We start from the raw sequence: 14079 nt of genomic DNA on the forward strand, positions 1-14079 counted from the left end.
CGGCTCAGGCCAGCGCTGGCTCGCCGACGTTCCCACCGATACGGGCGCGATAGGCGCGCGGCGAGAAACCGGTTTCAGCCTTGAACTTGCGGGTAAAGGCGCTCTGGTCGCTGAAACCGCAGGCCTGGCCGATGCAGGCGATGCTGTCGTCGCCGTGCAGCAGGTGCATGGCCATCTGGATCCGCAGCCGGGTCAGCACCTGCTGCGGGGTCATCTGGAACACCTTGCGGAAACTGCGTTCAAGCTTGGACAGCGAGAAGCCGGTGATGTCCAGCAGGGTCTGCATGCGTACGTTCTCGGCGTAGTGCGCATTGAGGTGGGCCAGGGCCAGTCGCAGCTGCTCGTACTGGGTGCCCAGGCTGTCCTTCTGGCCAAGGTCCCGGGAAATGCCGATCAGGCCCTCGATCGCCCCGTCGACCACCAGCGGGCGCTTGCAGGTCAGGCACCAGCCCGGTTCGCGGTTGGCGAACAGGTGCAGCTCCATAAGGTTCTCGATCACCTCGCCGGACAGCACACGGGCGTCCTGGTCGACGTAATCCGCACTGAGGCCGGTCGGGTAGATCTCGGCCGCGGTACGGCCGATCACGTCCTTGCGCGCACGCAGGCCCAGCCGTCGCAGCATGGTCTGGTTGACGTAGGTGTAGCGGCCCTGGCGGTCCTTCATGAAGAACAGCACGTCCGGAATGGCGTCGAACAGGGCTTCGATGTCGGCGGGTTCGACTCGCATGCGGCAAGCATACCCGAGCCGCCGATTTCCCTGCGCGTTCACCCCCAGGGGACTGGGGATTAACGCCACCCGCGCCAGTGTCCGGAGTCTGCCCCTACCCGCTCCAGGAGAACCTCCATGGCCGCCAGCAAGCCGACCGGCAAGCGCGCTCCCGTCACTCCCTCCGCCGACCGTGACAGCCGCGGCCAGGGCGATGAACTGCATCAGCTGGCAGGAGGCGCCCATCCGGTACTGACCAGCAACCAGGGCATCCCTGTCGCCGACAACCAGAATTCCCTGCGCCAGGGGCCGCGTGGGCCGACCTTGCTGGAAGACTTCCTGCTGCGCGAGAAGATCACCCACTTCGACCACGAACGCATTCCCGAGCGCATCGTCCACGCGCGCGGTTCGGCTGCCCACGGCTTCTTCGAACTGACCCGGTCGCTGGGCAAGGTGACCCGGGCGAAGATCCTCACCGAAGTCGGGGTGAAGACGCCGGTGTTCACCCGCTTCTCCACGGTTGCCGGCGGCGCAGGCTCGGTCGACACCCCGCGCGACGTGCGCGGCTTCGCGGTGAAGTTCTACACCAGGGAAGGCAACTGGGACCTGGTCGGCAACAACATTCCGGTGTTCTTCATCCAGGATGCGATCAAGTTCCCCGACCTGATCCATGCGGTGAAGATGGAACCGGACCGCGCGTTCCCGCAGGCGGCCAGCGCGCACGATACGTTCTGGGATTTCGTCTCGCTGATGCCCGAGTCGATGCACATGATCATGTGGGCGATGAGTGACCGCACGATCCCGCGCTCGCTGCGCACCATCGAAGGCTTCGGCATCCACAGCTTCCGCCTGCTGGACGAAGAAGGAAATTCCACCTTCGTCAAGTTCCATTGGCGTCCGAAGCTGGGGCTGCAGTCCACGATCTGGGACGAGGCGCTGAAGCTGCAGGCCGCCGACAACGATTTCCACCGCCGCGACCTGTTCGAGGCGATCCAGCGCGGCGACTTCCCCGAGTGGGAACTGGCCGTGCAGCTGTTCACCGAAGAACAGGCCGATGGCTTCCCGTTCGACCACCTGGACCCGACCAAGATCATTCCCGAGTCGCTGGTGCCGCTGCAGGTGATCGGACGCATGGTGCTGGACCGCTGGCCGGACAACTTCTTCGCCGAGACCGAGCAGGTCGCCTTCTGCCCGGCCAACGTGCCGCCGGGCATCGATTTCAGCAACGACCCGCTGCTGCAGGGGCGGCTGTTCTCCTATCTGGATACCCAGCTGATCCGCCTGGGTGGACCGAACTTCAACCAGATTCCGATCAACGCACCGAAGTGCCCGTTCGCCAACCACCAGCGCGATGGCCACATGCAGATGCAGGTGCCGAAGGGGCGCGTGGCCTACGACCCCAGCTCGCTGCAGGAAGACAGCCCTCGCGAGACGCCTGCCGGTTTCCGCAGCCACGCCAGCGCCGATGATGGGCGCAAGGGCCGCACCCGCGCGGAGAGCTTTGCCGACCACTACAGCCAGGCGCGGATGTTCTTCCGCAGCTTGGAAAAACCGGAACAGGCGCACCTGGCCTCGGCGCTGGTGTTCGAGCTGTCGAAGGTGGAAACCGAGAAGGTGCGCGTGCGCACCGTCAGCCATCTGCGCAACATCGACGAAGGCCTGGCCAAGCGCGTGGCCGACGGGCTGGCACTGGGTACCCTGCCCGCCCCGGCACCGACGGCAACCCCTGCACAGGACCTGCCCGCCGCACCCGAGGTCCGCGTGATCGGCCGCAACAAGCCCCTGCTGCAGGGGCGCTGCATCGGCATCCTGTTCGACGAGGGCTCCGACGCACGGGTGATCGCCACTCTGCGCAAGGCCGCCGAAAAGGCCGGCGCCAGCGTCAAGCTGATCGCACCTAAAATCGGTGGTGCCACACTCAGCGACGGCAAGGTGCAGGCCGCCGATGGACACCTGGCCGGTACCCCGTCGGTGGTGTTCGACGCAGTGGCGGTAGTGCTGAGTGCCGACGCCGGCAAGGCCTTGGCAAAGGAATCGGCAGCCGTGGGCTTTGTCAGCGATGCCTGGGCGCACCTGAAAGCCATCGCCAGTGACGAAGGCGCACAGGCCCTGTTGAAGGCAGCGCGCGTCGGCAACGATGCCGGTACCGTCGAGGCCGAGGACAGCAAGGCCTTCCTCGCCGCTGCCGCCACCCGCCAGTGGGCCCGCGAGCCGAAGCTGCGCCTGCTGGCCTGACCATCCGACAGGAGAATCCCCATGCCCCGTGGTGACAAATCCGCCTATACCGACAAACAGAAGCGCCAGGCCGAGCATATCGAAGAGAGTGAGCGCGAACGCGGTGCCAGTGAAGGCACCGCCGAGCGAATCGCCTGGGCCACCGTGAACAAGCAGGATGGTGGTGGCAAGCGCAGCGGCAGCGCGCGCAAGGCAACGAAGAAGGTGGCCAGAAAGACAACGGCGAAGAAGGCTTCCGCAAGCAAGGCGCCGGCGAAGAAGGTGGCGAATAAGACCGCTGCGAAGAAGACGCCTGCGAAGAAGGCCGCCACCAGGAAGACTGCTGCAAAGAAGGCGGTGAAGAAGGCCCCTGCGAAGGTCCCTGCAGAGAAGGCGGCCGCCGGGAAGGCAACGCAGAAGAGCGCCTCACGCAGCACCGCAGCGAAGAAGGCCGCGAAGACCCGTGCAGCAAAAAAGGCGGTACGCAAGACCGCGGCGAAGAAGGCCGCACGCACCCGCGCCGGCAGTTAGCCGGTAGCGGGCAGCGCCCTCACCCAACCGGCCACCACCGCGGCGGCCGGTTCGGCACAGGCCTGCAGCAGCAGATGCGGCCCGTCCAGGGCCACGTGCCGCGCGTCCGGCAGCAGGGTCTGCAGCTCGGCTACGCTCGGCGGCCACAGCAGCCGGTCATGGCCCGCCTGCAGGCACAGCGTCGGCACCCCGATCTGCGGCAGCAATGCGCGTACGTCCACCCGCAGGGTCGCTGCGGCGCGCTGCCGCAACGTGGTCGCTGGAATCTGAGCCAACGCAGCGCGCAGCATCGACATGTGCTCGCCGGTGCGCCACCGCCCCAGCAGGAAGCGCGCCAGCAACGCCACGGGAGGCACCGGCCAGGCCGGTGACAGCAGTGCCGCGCCGGCTGCCGGCAATGGCACGGGCCGGCGCGCAAAGGTCGCGGCAAGCACCAGTCCGCGCAGCGCTGCGGGCTGTCGCGCGGCCAGCTCGACCGCCAACGGCCCCGAGAAGGACTCGGCAAGCAGGATGAAGGGGTGGCGGGGCAGCTGCGGCCACAGCCATCTGGCAAGCGTGGCGTAATCCTGCCCGCCCTGCGCAGGCAGCGCGATCGCCTGCGTCGTCAGCCCATGAGCCTGCAGTGCGGACAGCAACGGGGTCGACATGCTGCCGGTGCCATCCAGGCCTGGCAGCATCAGTACGTGCAGCGGCGCGGCCGACGCGGCATCACAGCCCTGTTTTTCCTCACGTCCCGTTCCCATGCCAGCTCCTTTGCTGGCAAGCATCGCCCGGATCGGCAGGCGAAGGAACCTCTTCCTGGCTCTCCCTCTGCTGTGCCGGCCAAGGTTGCGCGATACTGCCGGCTCTGCCGCAGGATGCGGCTACCAAGGAGAGCGTTGATGCGAGGGACCTACGCACTGGCCATGATGGCCCTGATGCTGCCACTGACCACCTTTGCCAGCGATGGCTGGATAAATGGCGACGGCAAGGCGGTGCCGCAGACCGATGCCATGAAAGCCAGCGATGGCTTTGCGGCATCCCTGCTGGTCACCTCCGACGCCGACTGGCGGGCCAAGTGGGAAACTCCACCGGAGAGCACTCCCAGCTTTACCGAGGCCAGCGAAGTCCACCTGGGCGGAGAATTGTTCCTGCTGACATTCCTGTCCAACCCGCAACTGGATGAGAACCGCGTACCCAAGGTGCACTGCGATCTGCGCATGCTTCGCCCGGACGGCAGTACCAGTGTCGACGAACGCGATGTTCCCTGCTTCACTGCCGCCCTGCCCGGCCCGCCAACCCTGCTGTACATGACCAGTGTGCAGCTGAAGTTCGTCGCCGAAGCAGGTGACCCGAAGGGCACGTGGACCGCGCAGGTGGTGGTCAGGGATCTGTTGCGGAATGTAAGCCTGCCCCTGCAGGCCCGCTTCGACGTCCGTTGACAGGAGGCCTGCAGATGAAGATGCGACGACTGCTGAGCCGGACAGGCCTTGCGCTGTGCGTGGTCTACCTGCTGTTGACCGCGTGGCTGGTCCACGGCGCGCAGACAGACGCCGACCCGAAGGGTACCTACATCCTGATGGCACTCCCCATCACCCTGCAGTCTGCCGCGCTTGATGCCATTGGCGCAGGCAGCCTGTTGTACGGCAAGCCCTGGTCGACCGCGTATGCGGTGCTGGTTCCGCCAACACTGCTGTTGCTGTACGCGGTCGGTTGGTTGATCGAACGCTCGGCACGCGGGCGCTAGCGGCACTCAACCATTGCGTGCATCGACGCCCTGCATACGGGTCATCGCATGCAGGGCGCCATCCAACATCGCGCTGCCGTTGGCCTACGCCGCGCGTGCAGGCAGGCTGTGCATGCGTGCCCCCTGCTCCAGCTGGAACACCGACACCGAAGTGGTCAGCGCATGCGCCTGTTCTTCCAGCGCGCGGCTGGCAGCGGTCGCCTCTTCCACCAGCGCAGCGTTCTGCTGGGTCACCTGGTCCATCTGCACCACCACCTGGTTGACCTGCTCGATGCCGGCCGCCTGTTCCTTGCTGGCGGCGGCGATGTCGCTCATCAGCTGGGTGGTACGCGAGCTCGCCTGGGCCACGCGGGCAATGGCGGCTTCCGATTCCACGGTCACGGCCAGACCGCTCTGCACCTTGGCAGCGGCGTCCTCGATCAACTCCTTGATCTCCTTGGCAGCGACACCGGCACGCTGTGCCAACGTACGCACTTCGCTGGCCACCACCGCAAAGCCGCGGCCCTGTTCGCCGGCACGCGCCGCTTCCACTGCAGCGTTCAGCGCCAGGATGTTGGTCTGGAAGGCGATGCCATCGATCACCGTGGAGATTTCCGAAATGCGCGCCGAAGACTGATCGATCTCGCCCATCACCGTGGCCATCTGCGCCATGGCCTGCTCGGTCTCGCGCACGGCAACGCCGGCCGCATGCGCTTCGCTGTCGGCCTGGCGTGCCAGCTCGGCGTTCTGGCGCACGGTCGAGGTCAGCTCTTCCATCGAGGCGGCAGCCTCTTCCAGATTCGCGGCCTGTTGTTCGGTACGGCGCGACAGATCGTTGTTGCCGGCCGCCAGTTCCTGTGCCGCGTTGTTGATGCTGTCGGCGGCCACCTGGATGCCACGCACGATACCGGTCAGCTGCGTGGTGGTGGCATTGGCATCGTCACGCATGCGCGCGAACACGCCCTCGTACTCGCCCTCCATGCGCGCGGTGAGGTTGCCATGCGAGATGGCGCGCAGCACGTCGGAGACATCGGCGATGCTGGCCTGCGAACTGGCCATCATGCCGTTGAGGTGGTTCACCATCGCCTGGAACTGGTACTGGAATGCCGCGGCGTCGCCACGCACGCTGAAATCGCCAGCGCGCGCGGCACGGGCCAGTTCATCGATCTGCGCGTTGATCGCCATCAGGCTCTGCTTCACCGCCGCCAGGGTACGGGTCAGCGTGCCCTTCTCACCCGGGTACTCGGGCAGATCGCGACTGAGGTCGCCGATGGCATAGCGCTGCATCACCTCGGCCATCAGCAGCTGCACCTGCACGTGCGATTCGACCAGGTGGTTGGTTGCCTGCACCATGCGGCCGAAGTCGCCGGGGAACGCACTGGCGTCCATCCGGTAACGGATCGCGCCGGCTTCATGCTGCTCGGCCATCTGCAGCTGCGCGCCGATGGCGGCCTGCACGCTCTGGCGCACGCTGGCCATGGCCTCGCCGAGCTGGGTCAGCTCGTCACGGCCACCCAGGCGGAATTCCTGGTCCAGTTCACCCTTGGACAGGCGCTCGGCCAGCTGCACTGCACGCGCCAGCGGGCCGGTCATGCTGCGACCGATCAGCACCGATGCGGCGATGCCTGCCAGCAGCGCCACCCCACCCAGCACCAGCAGCTGCAGCAGGCTGCGCTCGCCCAGGCGGATCGCCTCGGCGGCGGCATCACGGCTTTCCTTCTCTTCGAAGGCCACGCCATCGGCCAGTGCCTTGTTCCAGCCATTGGCCGCTTCTTGGACCGGGCCCAGGGTCAGCGCCACGGCGCCGGGGAAATCCCCCTGTTCCATCAGTTCGCTGGTCTGCTTGTTGAGCGGACGGGCGATCGCGCGCTTGGCGGCGATGGTCTCGCCGATCACCTTGCCTTCGGCATCGCCGGGCAGGGCCTGGTAGGCCGTCCAACTGGCCTCGTAGCGCTTGACCAGATCGGCGATGCGCTGCTCGTCGTTGGCACGGTCTTCGCCCTGGCGGATCAGCATCTCGCGGCGCACGACCATCATCTGGTTGTTGGCATCAAGCATCTCCGACAGCAGCCGCACCTTGGCTACGCCGACCTCGACCACCTGCTCCATCGCGCGCTTCTGCACCATGGTGGCGGTGGCACCGGTAGCGACCACGGCTGCAACCAGCAGCAACAACAGGCCAAAGCCAAGCCCAAGACGCCAGGCGACCCTGACGTTCCTCAAGTAGTTCATGGGGTGAATCCAAAACGGGGGGGATGCGCCCATATCGGCCTGCCAAACGGGAATCTTGATCGCCTCCCGCTCGACTGCGTCGGAAGCCGTTCACCTTGGTGAGACCCGGCCTCCCGCTTCTGCGGTGGGAGGATGGCCCGGCGGCGCGGCCCCACTGCTCATGCTGGCATCAGTTTTCTTTCACGGCGGCTGCGCAGCGTCTACGGGCAGGGTGGAGGCGTGATCTGCCTGGAGATGCCCATGCCCGTATGCCGCCCCGCCCTGCTCGCCCTGTCGCTGCTGATGTCGCCCGCCTTTGCGCAGACGCCCCCGCCCGCCGGCCTGCCAGCACCCATCGCCGAAAAGGCCAGCCCTGACACGGCGGCGCACTCGCCCCTGCACGCCCAGGTACTTCTGGACCGCGCCAATTTCTCTCCGGGCGAAATCGATGGCGAAGTGGGCAGCAATCAACGCCGCGCGGTGTCCGGCTTCCAGGCAGCGCACGGGCTGACGGTCAGCGGCGAACTGGACGACGCCACCTGGAAGGCCCTGCAGGCCGACTCGGTCAGCCCCCTTGCCAGCTACACGCTGACCCCAGAGGACGTGGCCGGTCCGTTCGTTGCGGTTCCCAAAAAGCCCGCCGACCAGGCCAAGCTCAAGGCACTGGGGTTCAGCAGCGTGGAGGAAGCGCTGGGCGAGCGCTTCCATGCCGCACCGGAGCTGCTGAAGGCGCTCAATCCCGGTGTGGATCTGAGCAAGGCCGGCAGCCGCATCCAGGTGCCCAACATCGCGCCCGCTGCATTGCCCAAGGCCGCCAAGCTGGTGGTAGACAAATCCGACTCCACCCTGCAGCTGCTGGACGCGCAGGGCAAGGTGATCGCGCAGGTACCGGTATCGTCGGGCAGCGAGCACGACCCGCTGCCGATCGGGGAGTGGAAGATCCTCGGCGTCTACCCGGACCCGCCATTCCACTACAACCCGAAGCTGTTCTGGGATGCCAGGAAGGGCGATCGCAAGGCCACGATTCCGCCCGGCCCGAACAATCCGGTCGGCCGGGTCTGGATCGACCTGTCCAAACCCCATTACGGCCTGCACGGTACGCCGGTGCCCGGCCATGTCGGCAAGACCGAATCGCACGGCTGCGTGCGCATGACCAACTGGGATGTGCTGCGCGTGGCTGCAGCCGTGGATACGTCGGTACCGGTCGTCATGCAGGAGTGAGCCGATGCGACTAGCGCAACTGATCGTACTGGGGCTGGTGATGGGCGTGGCAGCCGGATGGTGGCTGCAGCGTGATGGCGAGCCGTCTGATGACACGGGTGCCCGCCCCCTTGCAGTGGCGCAGACCTCCGCTGCGGCCGACAGCGCCCGTGCCGTACCCGTGGAGCAGGCGACAACGGCAATCGCTGCGCCCGCCCCAGCAGCAACGGGCGACACACCCTCCGGCCTGCTGCTGCCGGTACAGGGCATCACGCCCTCGCAACTGCAGGACACCTTCACCGACGCACGCAGCGAAGGCCGCGTGCACGATGCGATCGACATCATGGCTACTGCCGGCACACCGGTGCTGGCGGTGGCCGATGGCCATGTCGAGAAGCTGTTCGACAGCGAACGCGGCGGCCTGACCGTCTACCAGTTCGAACCCAGCGGCCGCTGGTGCTACTACTACGCGCACCTGCAGCGCTACGCCGACGGCCTGGCCGAGAAGCAGACCATCAAGCGCGGTGAGGTGATCGGTTACGTCGGCAGCACCGGCAACGCCAACCCCGAAGCCCCGCACCTGCATTTCGAAGTGCACGTGCTGGGCCCGGAGAAGCAGTGGTGGAAGGGCGAGTCGATCAATCCCTATCCATTGCTGACAAAAGGGGACGGAGGGGATTAAGTCGCAACCCGCACGGTCTGGTCGTGGCGCCTAGGCAGCGCGTGGACGCTGCCTGCGCAGCGCGATGGTGAAGATCACCAGTGCGATGCCTGGAACCAGCAGCAACAACGCCGCCACCTTCCAGAAAAAGAACGGCCACAACCACACATAGTCCAGGTTGGTCAGCTTCAGCACGTCCATCGGCGGCAGCAGTTCCACCGAGGCCGCGCGACCGGCCAGCGCCGGGTCGACGTCCAGCACAGTCAGCCGCAGCCAGGAACGACCGCGCGGCAGCGCATCCCCTCGGCCATAACCGAAATACGAGGCGGCAAATCCACCAGGTTCAACCGATTCCAGCGCGCGGGTGATGTCGGAGCACGGCGCGCCCGAACGCGTGTCGGCGCGGAAGTCAGTCTGATCTGTCGGGGTTTCCGCGCGCAGGCGTACCTCAGGATCGATCACCGTGGCAGTACCGTCATCCGCATAACGCAGGCGCAGCCGAAGTTGGTCATCAATGAAACGGTAGACCGTGATCTCGGCCGTCGTACCCGGGTTCAGTACCAGAGGCAGGACCTGCGTGCGTGAGGCCATGTGATTGGCGATCGCGCCCAGCACCAGCACCACGCAGGCAAGCGCCCACAGGCTCCACAGCACCCACAGGGTGATTCGCACTACTGTTTCGCCCTTCACGCTGACATCCTGGTCATCGCGTCGCTTCCCCGCTGGCCTTGGCGACACAGTAACGAAAAAGCCCCGCTTTCGCGGGGCTTTTTCTTCCAGCGGTGCCAGGCATGGCCCGGCACTACCAGTGCGGCAACGTTGCCGGGCAGAACCCGGCATCGCCGCATCACTCAGGCGAACGGATCCTGCAGGACCATGGTGTGGTCGCGGTCCGGGCCAGTGGAGACGATGCTGATCGGGCAGCCGGCCAGCTCTTCCAGCGAACGCAGGTAGGCGCGTGCGGCCGGCGGCAGGTCGTCCCAGTTGGTGATGCCGTGGGTGTTTTCGGTCCAGCCCGGGAACTCCAGGTACACCGGGGTGCACTCTTCCCAGCCCTGCGCGTCCAGCGGCGCGTACTCGGTACGCTTGCCGTTGTATTCGTAGGCGATGCAGACCTTCAGCTTTTCCATGCCGTCCAGCACGTCCAGCTTGGTGATGCACAGGCCGCTGATGCCATTGATGGCCACGGCGCGCTTCAGCGCGACGATGTCCATCCAGCCACAGCGACGCGGGCGGCCGGTCGAGGCACCGTATTCGGCGCCGCGGTCGCGGATGCCCTGGCCGATTTCATCGTCCAGCTCGGTCGGGAACGGGCCGCCGCCAACGCGGGTCGCGTAGGCCTTGGCGATGCCCAGCACGTAGTCGATCGCGTCAGCACCGACGCCGGCACCGGCCAGCGCACCACCGACGGTGGTGTTGGAGCTGGTGACGTACGGGTAGGTACCGTGGTCGATGTCCAGCAGGGCGCCCTGCGCACCTTCGAACAGCACGCGCTTACCCTGCTTGCGCAGATCGTGCAGGATGCCGGCCACGTCGGACTTCATCGGCTGCACGTACTCGCCGAAGGCCAGCGCCTCGTCGAAGGTCTTCTGGAAATCGACCGCGTCGGTGTTCAGGTACTTGGTCAGCACGAAGTTGTGGTAATCCAGCGCGGTGCGCAGGAGTTCTTCCAGCTGCTTCGGATAATGCAGGTCGGCGATGCGGATGCCGCGACGCGCCACCTTGTCTTCGTAGGCCGGGCCGATGCCACGACCGGTGGTGCCGATCGCCTTGCCGCCGGCAGCGCGTTCGCGCGCCTGGTCCAGGGCGATGTGGTACGGCATGATCAGCGGCGCGGCCGGGGAGATCTTCAGGCGCGAACGCACTTCCACGCCGGAGGTTTCCAGCTCGGCGATTTCCTTCTGCAACGCGGCCGGCGAGATCACCACGCCGTTGCCGATCAGGCACAGCGCGTCATCACGCAGGATGCCGGACGGGATCAGATGCAGGACGGTCTTCTTGCCGTTGATGACCAGGGTATGGCCGGCATTGTGGCCGCCCTGGAAGCGCACGACAGCGCCGATTTCCTCAGTGAGCAGATCGACGATCTTGCCCTTGCCTTCATCGCCCCACTGGGCACCCAACACTACGACAGACTGACCCATGACGGGCTCCTCGATTTTGTAGCGGCCATCGGGGCCGCGGACGGGTAAACCGTGGCGGGGCTGCCCAGCACCTGGATGGCGGCTCCAAACGGGGAGCAGCCGGCGATGGAAGGCCCAGACACAGAAAAAGCCGAACGGGGAGGCCCGTCCGGCTTTTGTGCATTATCCGGGTTTCCGGGGTCCGGTGCCACCTTTCCGACGGGCGGCTTCACCGCCCGGTCAGGCGCCTCATCCGGTCGTGCCGGCCGCTGGTCGGCAATGCCAACCAAGGTGGCATCTATCAGAGCCGGGCCACCCACGTAGACGCCGCCGGCCCCGGCGCGTTTAGTGCCGCGCCCACCACAGCAGGCTCAGGCCAGCCAGCAGCACCAGCCCGCCGAAGCTGCGCAGGGCCGGGCTGGGCAGGTCAAGCAGGCGCTCGGCCATGCGCTTCCAGGCGAACGGGGCGACGAACAGGAACAGGCCTTCCAGCACCGCCACCAGGCAGACGGCGGCGAACAGATCTTTCATGGGGGACTCCGGAAAAAGCACGGGGCCCGGCATCTGGCCGGGCCCCGTGGGGTACTGCCCTGCGACCTCAGCGGTCGTTCTTCAGGTACTGCAGGAACGGGTCGTTCTTGTCGAGCACGATCACGCCGTTGCCGTCGGTCATGGAGCCACGGTAGGCCTCCAGGCTGCGGTAGAACGCATAGAACGACGGATCGGCCGAGCCGGCCTTGCCGTAGATGCGGGCCGCATCGGCATCGCCTTCACCGCGCAGGCGCTGCGCATCACGCTCGGCTTCGGCGATCAGCACGGTGCTGTCACGGTCGGCCTGGGCGCGGATGGTCAGCGACTGCTCCTCGCCTTCGGCGCGCAGCTTGGCGGCCTCCTGCTTGCGCTGGGCGCGCATGCGCTCGTACACGTCGTTGATCACCTGGCTGTCGGTGGGCAGGTCCACCTGCTTGATGCGCAGGTCGATCATCTGCATGCCCAGCCCGGCCACGGCCTCGTTGATCCCCTTCAGCTGCTCGGCGATCAGCTCGCTGCGGTCGCCGGAGACCAGCTGCTGCAGGGTGCGCGAGTTGATCTGGTTGCGCAGCGAGTCGGTGATGATCGGTGCCAGGCGGGCGTTGGCGATACGCGGATCGCCGCCGGTGGCACGGAAGTAGTCACCCACGTTGGAGATGTAGCCGATGGCGAAGAAGTCGACGCTGACGTCCTTCTGCTCGGCAGTGAAGTAGCGCGCCGGAGCGGTGTCGAGCACCTGGAAGCGGCGGTCGAAGACCTTCACCGTTTCCACCACCGGCACCTTGAAGTGCAGGCCCGGCTTGATGTCCGAACGCACCACCTTGCCCAGGTTCAGGACCATGGCAGTCTGGTCCTCACGGACCACGTACACCGAGCCGAGCAGGCCCAGCACCACCGCCACGATCACGGCGATCCAGATAGGACTCTTCATCGGCTGCCCTCCTCACGGCCGCTCGGTCGCCCGGTCGGGCGGCCCACCGGCCGGCCCGGATCACGGGAAGCTTCCGCCGCTGCACCCGGCAGCGACGGCATCACCACGTCCGGGTTCGCTACTGCGGCCGGAGCCGACGTGCTGGGACGGGTATCGCCGGTCATCGGCACATAGATCAGCTGGCGACCATCGCCACCGATCACCTTGCGGTTCTCGCTCAGCACCTGCTGCACGGTCTCCAGCCACAGGCGCTTGCGGGTCACTTCCGGGGCGTCCTTGTACTGGGCCTGCAACAGACTGAAGCGCTGCGCGTCACCCTCGGCCTTGGACACCACGGCCTGCTTGTAGCCTTCTGCGGTGGTACGGGCACGCGAGGCCTGGCCTCGGGCTTCCGGCACGACCTTGGCGGCGTAGGCCTGCGCTTCGTTGATCAAGCGTTCCTTGACCTGCTGGGCACCGTTGACCTCGTCGAAGGCCGGCTTGACTTCCTCCGGCGGACGGGCGTCCTGCAGGGTCAGGCCGGTCACGGTCAGGCCGGTCTTGAACGCCTTCAGCAGCGCCTGCAGGCGCTCCTCGGCGGCCACGGCCAGCGGGCCACGGTTGTTCAGCACCGCGTTGAGGTCGGCGCGGCCGACTTCCTCACGGACCGCACTCTGCGCCGACTGCTCCAGCACCTGGTTGGCATCAACCGTGCCGAACAGGTACTGCTGCGGGTCGTCGATGCGGTACTGGACGTTCAGCGAGACGTTGACGATGTTCTCGTCGCGGGTCAGCACCGGTACCTGGATCGAGAAGGTCTTGATCTCGGTGGCGTTGACCTTGGTGACCGATTCGATCGGCCACGGCAGCTTGAAGTTCGGGCCGGGCTGCAGGATCCGCGAGAACTGGCCGAAGCGCAGCACCACGCCACGCTGCTGTTCGCCGATCAGCTGGAAGCTGGAGAACAGCACCAGCAGCACCACGGCCGCCGCGACCCAACGCAGGATGCCGCCGTCGAACAGGTCCTTCAGCGGCCCGGGCAGTCCGCCCCAGCCACCACCATTGCCACCACCGCGCGACCCGAACGGCCCGCGTCGATTGTTCTCGGGGCCTTGTCCGCCCTTGTTGCCGCCGGGTGTATTCCAGGCCATGCACGCTCCATCAAGATGTGGGCTGCGGCGCGGGCCCTTCCCGCAACGCCAGCCGTGAAACCATTACCGATCATACAAGATGGGGCGGACCGGCAGGATTGAAAGGGGCTCGACGGGGTAAGGTGGCGTTTTCCTC

14 protein-coding genes are annotated in these 14079 nt (G+C 66.5%); 6 read left to right on the top strand and 8 right to left on the bottom strand.

What is annotated here, in order from left to right:
* Window positions 1-4: 4 nt before the first annotated feature.
* Window positions 5-727 carry an AraC family transcriptional regulator gene (locus tag ACZK2G_RS16360; RefSeq protein WP_046985102.1) on the bottom strand — a complete coding sequence of 241 codons (723 nt, stop codon included), beginning with the start codon at window positions 725-727 and terminating at the stop codon, window positions 5-7.
* A 117-nt stretch (window positions 728-844) separates the two neighbouring features.
* On the opposite strand from ACZK2G_RS16360, the gene ACZK2G_RS16365 reads away from it, so the two are divergent.
* Complete coding sequence (locus ACZK2G_RS16365; protein WP_478473845.1) at window positions 845-2941, top strand: catalase; 2097 nt, start codon at window positions 845-847, stop codon at window positions 2939-2941.
* Window positions 2942-2962: 21 nt separating this feature from the next.
* A complete protein-coding gene (locus ACZK2G_RS16370) occupies window positions 2963-3451 on the top strand; it encodes a hypothetical protein (protein WP_478473847.1) in 489 nt (162 codons plus the stop codon).
* Here ACZK2G_RS16370 and ACZK2G_RS16375 read toward each other — a convergent pair.
* Window positions 3448-4194: an alpha/beta fold hydrolase gene (locus tag ACZK2G_RS16375; RefSeq protein ID WP_478473849.1), complete on the bottom strand. Its 747-nt coding sequence runs from the start codon at window positions 4192-4194 to the stop codon at window positions 3448-3450. The genes ACZK2G_RS16370 and ACZK2G_RS16375 overlap by 4 nt on opposite strands.
* A gap of 138 nt (window positions 4195-4332) precedes the next feature.
* Here ACZK2G_RS16375 and ACZK2G_RS16380 point away from each other — a divergent pair, with 138 nt between their 5' ends.
* Window positions 4333-4872: a hypothetical protein gene (locus ACZK2G_RS16380; protein ID WP_046985098.1), complete on the top strand. Its 540-nt coding sequence runs from the start codon at window positions 4333-4335 to the stop codon at window positions 4870-4872.
* Window positions 4873-4886: 14 nt separating this feature from the next.
* Window positions 4887-5177 carry a hypothetical protein gene (locus tag ACZK2G_RS16385; protein WP_478473851.1) on the top strand — a complete coding sequence of 97 codons (291 nt, stop codon included), beginning with the start codon at window positions 4887-4889 and terminating at the stop codon, window positions 5175-5177.
* 84 nt (window positions 5178-5261) lie between these two features.
* On the opposite strand, the gene ACZK2G_RS16390 is transcribed toward ACZK2G_RS16385, so the two are convergent.
* A complete protein-coding gene (locus ACZK2G_RS16390; protein ID WP_478473853.1) occupies window positions 5262-7388 on the bottom strand; it encodes a methyl-accepting chemotaxis protein in 2127 nt (708 codons plus the stop codon).
* Between the two features lie 234 nt (window positions 7389-7622).
* Here ACZK2G_RS16390 and ACZK2G_RS16395 point away from each other — a divergent pair, with 234 nt between their 5' ends.
* Together ACZK2G_RS16395 and ACZK2G_RS16400 are read left to right on the top strand one after the other, a co-directional pair.
* Window positions 7623-8588: a L,D-transpeptidase family protein gene (locus ACZK2G_RS16395; protein ID WP_478473855.1), complete on the top strand. Its 966-nt coding sequence runs from the start codon at window positions 7623-7625 to the stop codon at window positions 8586-8588.
* Window positions 8589-8592: 4 nt separating this feature from the next.
* Entirely contained in the window at window positions 8593-9249 is a 657-nt protein-coding gene (locus tag ACZK2G_RS16400; protein ID WP_478473856.1) for a M23 family metallopeptidase, read from the top strand.
* Window positions 9250-9279: 30 nt separating this feature from the next.
* On the opposite strand, the gene ACZK2G_RS16405 is transcribed toward ACZK2G_RS16400, so the two are convergent.
* From ACZK2G_RS16405 to hflK, 5 genes are all read right to left on the bottom strand, one after another.
* Window positions 9280-9918, bottom strand: a complete 639-nt coding sequence (locus ACZK2G_RS16405; protein WP_478473857.1) for a hypothetical protein — start codon at window positions 9916-9918, stop codon at window positions 9280-9282.
* Between the two features lie 161 nt (window positions 9919-10079).
* Window positions 10080-11372, bottom strand: a complete 1293-nt coding sequence (locus ACZK2G_RS16410) for an adenylosuccinate synthase (protein ID WP_025877044.1) — start codon at window positions 11370-11372, stop codon at window positions 10080-10082.
* A gap of 324 nt (window positions 11373-11696) precedes the next feature.
* A complete protein-coding gene (locus ACZK2G_RS16415; RefSeq protein WP_005410640.1) occupies window positions 11697-11882 on the bottom strand; it encodes a DUF2065 domain-containing protein in 186 nt (61 codons plus the stop codon).
* A 67-nt stretch (window positions 11883-11949) separates the two neighbouring features.
* Window positions 11950-12813 (bottom strand): protease modulator HflC, encoded by an 864-nt coding sequence (gene hflC, locus ACZK2G_RS16420; RefSeq protein WP_010482785.1) that lies wholly within the window; start codon window positions 12811-12813, stop codon window positions 11950-11952.
* Window positions 12810-13943, bottom strand: coding sequence for an FtsH protease activity modulator HflK (gene hflK, locus ACZK2G_RS16425; protein ID WP_426355438.1), 1134 nt, complete (start codon window positions 13941-13943; stop codon window positions 12810-12812). Before hflK ends, hflC begins: the two co-directional genes overlap by 4 nt.
* Between the last annotated feature and the right edge of the window lie 136 nt (window positions 13944-14079).

Source organism: Stenotrophomonas sp. 107298_Sma (assembly GCF_056480345.1).

Coding starts and splice junctions, on each gene's coding strand:
- ACZK2G_RS16400 (WP_478473856.1), top strand. CDS start 8,593: ATGCGACTAGCGCAACTGATCGTACTGGGGCTGGTGATGGGCGTGGCA.
- ACZK2G_RS16365 (WP_478473845.1), top strand. CDS start 845: ATGGCCGCCAGCAAGCCGACCGGCAAGCGCGCTCCCGTCACTCCCTCC.
- ACZK2G_RS16410 (WP_025877044.1), bottom strand. CDS start 11,372: ATGGGTCAGTCTGTCGTAGTGTTGGGTGCCCAGTGGGGCGATGAAGGC.
- ACZK2G_RS16380 (WP_046985098.1), top strand. CDS start 4,333: ATGCGAGGGACCTACGCACTGGCCATGATGGCCCTGATGCTGCCACTG.
- ACZK2G_RS16415 (WP_005410640.1), bottom strand. CDS start 11,882: ATGAAAGATCTGTTCGCCGCCGTCTGCCTGGTGGCGGTGCTGGAAGGC.
- ACZK2G_RS16370 (WP_478473847.1), top strand. CDS start 2,963: ATGCCCCGTGGTGACAAATCCGCCTATACCGACAAACAGAAGCGCCAG.
- ACZK2G_RS16385 (WP_478473851.1), top strand. CDS start 4,887: ATGAAGATGCGACGACTGCTGAGCCGGACAGGCCTTGCGCTGTGCGTG.
- hflK (WP_426355438.1), bottom strand. CDS start 13,943: ATGGCCTGGAATACACCCGGCGGCAACAAGGGCGGACAAGGCCCCGAG.
- hflC (WP_010482785.1), bottom strand. CDS start 12,813: ATGAAGAGTCCTATCTGGATCGCCGTGATCGTGGCGGTGGTGCTGGGC.
- ACZK2G_RS16375 (WP_478473849.1), bottom strand. CDS start 4,194: ATGGGAACGGGACGTGAGGAAAAACAGGGCTGTGATGCCGCGTCGGCC.
- ACZK2G_RS16360 (WP_046985102.1), bottom strand. CDS start 727: ATGCGAGTCGAACCCGCCGACATCGAAGCCCTGTTCGACGCCATTCCG.
- ACZK2G_RS16395 (WP_478473855.1), top strand. CDS start 7,623: ATGCCCATGCCCGTATGCCGCCCCGCCCTGCTCGCCCTGTCGCTGCTG.
- ACZK2G_RS16390 (WP_478473853.1), bottom strand. CDS start 7,388: ATGAACTACTTGAGGAACGTCAGGGTCGCCTGGCGTCTTGGGCTTGGC.